At 34.0% G+C, this 2,933-nt stretch carries 4 protein-coding genes and 1 pseudogene; 1 reads left to right on the top strand and 4 read right to left on the bottom strand.

What is annotated here, in order from left to right:
• The coding region (locus Q0Q99_RS03750) for a hypothetical protein (RefSeq protein WP_293891649.1) at positions 1 to 476 on the bottom strand (476 nt) is incomplete at its 3' end.
• A 106-nt stretch (positions 477 to 582) separates the two neighbouring features.
• Between Q0Q99_RS03750 and Q0Q99_RS03745 the strand changes: the two genes are divergently transcribed.
• On the top strand, positions 583 to 732 hold the full coding sequence (locus tag Q0Q99_RS03745) for a hypothetical protein (protein ID WP_293891646.1): 150 nt from the start codon (positions 583 to 585) through the stop codon (positions 730 to 732).
• A 63-nt stretch (positions 733 to 795) separates the two neighbouring features.
• On the opposite strand, the gene Q0Q99_RS03740 is transcribed toward Q0Q99_RS03745, so the two are convergent.
• The 3 genes and pseudogenes from Q0Q99_RS03740 to Q0Q99_RS03730 form a co-directional block, all read right to left on the bottom strand.
• Positions 796 to 987, bottom strand: coding sequence for a hypothetical protein (locus tag Q0Q99_RS03740; RefSeq protein WP_293891643.1), 192 nt, complete (start codon positions 985 to 987; stop codon positions 796 to 798).
• Between the two features lie 274 nt (positions 988 to 1,261).
• Positions 1,262 to 1,792, bottom strand: a pseudogene (locus tag Q0Q99_RS03735) (transposase).
• 437 nt (positions 1,793 to 2,229) lie between these two features.
• On the bottom strand, positions 2,230 to 2,760 hold the full coding sequence (locus Q0Q99_RS03730; RefSeq protein WP_293891641.1) for a hypothetical protein: 531 nt from the start codon (positions 2,758 to 2,760) through the stop codon (positions 2,230 to 2,232).
• Positions 2,761 to 2,933: the final 173 nt, after the last annotated feature.

Genomic DNA, 2,933 nt, shown 5'->3' with positions numbered 1-2,933 from the left:
TTTTTTGCTTCTTCAACAATAATATTTTGCTCAAGATAGAGTGAAAATTCTTCAAGCTCTTCAGAAAAGTTTTCTAAATTTTTATCAGATTCTACTTTTAATTGGAATGGAAAGAAATCCACGCCATTTAGATTAAATATATCATTTCCAATTCCAAAAGTCATTGAACCGCCAATTCCCAAACTGATTGGAAAAGTATACTGTTTATTTTCCAATGAATAAATAGGCACTTCACTTTTGAACTCTTCAATAGTTTCATTTACTGTAAAAATTAAAAATGAATTAGAATCTTTATTAAAATATCTAATCAACACAAATCCGTCAATACATGCATATATTCGAGAATGAACATAATATTTATCAAAAGCCTTCAAATGGTGTTGATTAACTTTCGACCAAACTTCTTTTTCTAAATCAGTTATTTTTTTAAACTTCCTTAGAATAATTTCTTTTGCGATTTCTTCTTTACTTTTCATTACATTAAGTTCTAATAAAAGTCAAATATATAATTTATTTGTTAACGATTGTTGAGGATTGAGAATGGGGTTGTTTGACAAAAGCTGATTGTTAAATACTTTTGTTTTGACTATATTTTTTAATGTTGGTGACGGGAATGGTGTCGGTGGTGATGTAATTGGTGTCGGTTGTGGCGGGAACGGGAGATGGCAGTATTCGCAAATTTCTAATCCAAAAAAAACCACTCAGATAGATTTTCAGATTGATTGGGTATAATTGAGCATAAAGAATATTATTTTGATCCAGCGCGGTATTTTCTCAAAATATCCATACTAGGTCTTATGGTTTATCGATAATTTCAAACGTTTTATCACCTGTAGGCTCCGGGAGTTGATCACCATAAGTTTTTGAATCAACTACTAAACCTTTTTCCATCATACCAAATTCATCAGATGGATACAGAAATTTATTTTTGGGAGTAATTACCATTTTAATGGGATTTTGATTGATGTCATGTTTAGATGGTTCCAAAGCTTTTTTTCTTTGAGGTTGCAAAACGTATATAAGGATAAGTAAAACGAAAAAAAGCAAGATATAAAAAAAGTAATAATAGCTCATATTTGTTAAATTTGTCGTTTAATAAAATGATGTATATCAGTCAATCTAGGCAAAATGTTAAGGGGAAAGACCGTTTCAATTAAGTGAAAGAATAATATCCCGATGGTGCGGATATCAGCGCAATGATAGCGCGGATCTGTGATCCGTGCCCACAATTTGTGCCAATGTACTTAAAAATGCTGTGATGTTAAAATAAATCCAGCAACACGACGTCGAGTTCGTTGTATAATTCTGCATAGGTCCTTGCCGAGCTATAATAATAATCCTCGGGCAATGTTACAATTTTATCTACTACAGGATTGTTGTGGATGTAATTTACCTTTTGCTTTATGAACCTTTGTGTTTCCACTATTTCAGCATGATACCCATCTTGCCATACCTTATACTTCTGATTGCGTTTTAAATGTTCACAAGCTTTTTGAAAAAGCGGAAGCAATCATTCCCTTCTGCTTTCCGGCTCCTCTACTATTAGTTGAACGATTTTCTTTGAAGTAAATTTTTTGAAGTCTCTCATGATGTCGTTTAATAGCAAACCATTGGTAGGCTTACAAAGCAAATGGATATGACTGCTCATAATGCAGTAAGCATAAATTTCGAGCCCTTTATTCTTCTGACAATATGCTAAGGATTTAATAATTTCCTGTTTTTGATTAAGTCGTTTAAAAACATCAACCCAACCTACTACGGTAATTGTTAGACAATATGCTTGGTCAGGAATTAAGGCTTTGTATTTTGTTTTTAAATTAAAGATATAACAAAAAACGAATTGTTATTGCTTGGAGGCACGGATCGGAGATCCGCGATATCGGGGGTATTAAGAAGTATTGTTTTGGAGGCACGGATCAGAGATCCGCGCTATCGGGTTTGTGCAGTCGCAAGAGGTGGTTTTGAGGAATTACTTTGGGGGCACGGATCGCAGATCCGCGCTGTCGAACGCGGGGGTATATTCGAGTGATTGGGGGGTATATCCGCGCGATCGAAGATATATCCGCGCCATCGGGGATATATCTGCGCGATTGGGTCAGAGATCCGCGCTATCGGGTCAGAGATCCGCGCTATCGGGTTAGAAAAAACTGAACTTGATTTAAACACTGAACCGCCAATTTCTTAAACCCGCTGTTATGCGTTCGTGCTACTTCTGTAATTAACTTCATATTACTTTACTTTTACAAAAATCGTGTCGTGTTTTAATTGAAAAATTGTGTCAGTTTTTGGAATTACTATGGTTGTGCGAATATAATTTGGTGATGAGAAAATGTAACTTAAAATTGCTGCCAAAGTAACACCAATAAGAGTCGCACCGACTGTCCTAAACCATTCATTTCTTTCTTTATTTACCGAGGCATAAGCATTTAACTTTCTTCGTGTAATGTCAATATCAGAAAATAAATCGGAAAAATTATAATCGCCCCTATTTAAACCGTTATTCAAAATATACCTAGTGATTTGACTTTCGGCATTGGCCAGCGCAACTAGTTGTTTTTTGTAATTATTAGACCTGTCAGCAGCTTCATAATAAGCTTCTAAAATCAAATTCAAAAAATGAAGTGGTTCAAATTCCCTAGTCTCGCCATCTTTAGTTACAACAAAATAGTGTTCAACTTTTCCCAATTTATTATTAGCCCTTGTCTCAAAGCTTTCTTGTCTTTTTCCTTGAATGAAATCTATGTCTCGAAGTTTCTTCATGGATTCTATTTCTATCTTTTATTTTTTTAAAATTGGTTCTAAATAACTTCTATACTTTTCAATAAAGGAGTCTTCATTAAAAAGATTTATTTTTTCGCAAAATTCGTTGCTTGACCATAGCAACCAATCTGTTTTTCCATTTTCAATAATAGAAATAGCAGACCTTGCTTTTA

Source organism: Flavobacterium sp. (assembly GCF_025352425.1).
Lineage (GTDB): Bacteria > Bacteroidota > Bacteroidia > Flavobacteriales > Flavobacteriaceae > Flavobacterium.
This window is presented reverse-complemented; position numbering and strand designations above follow the sequence as displayed.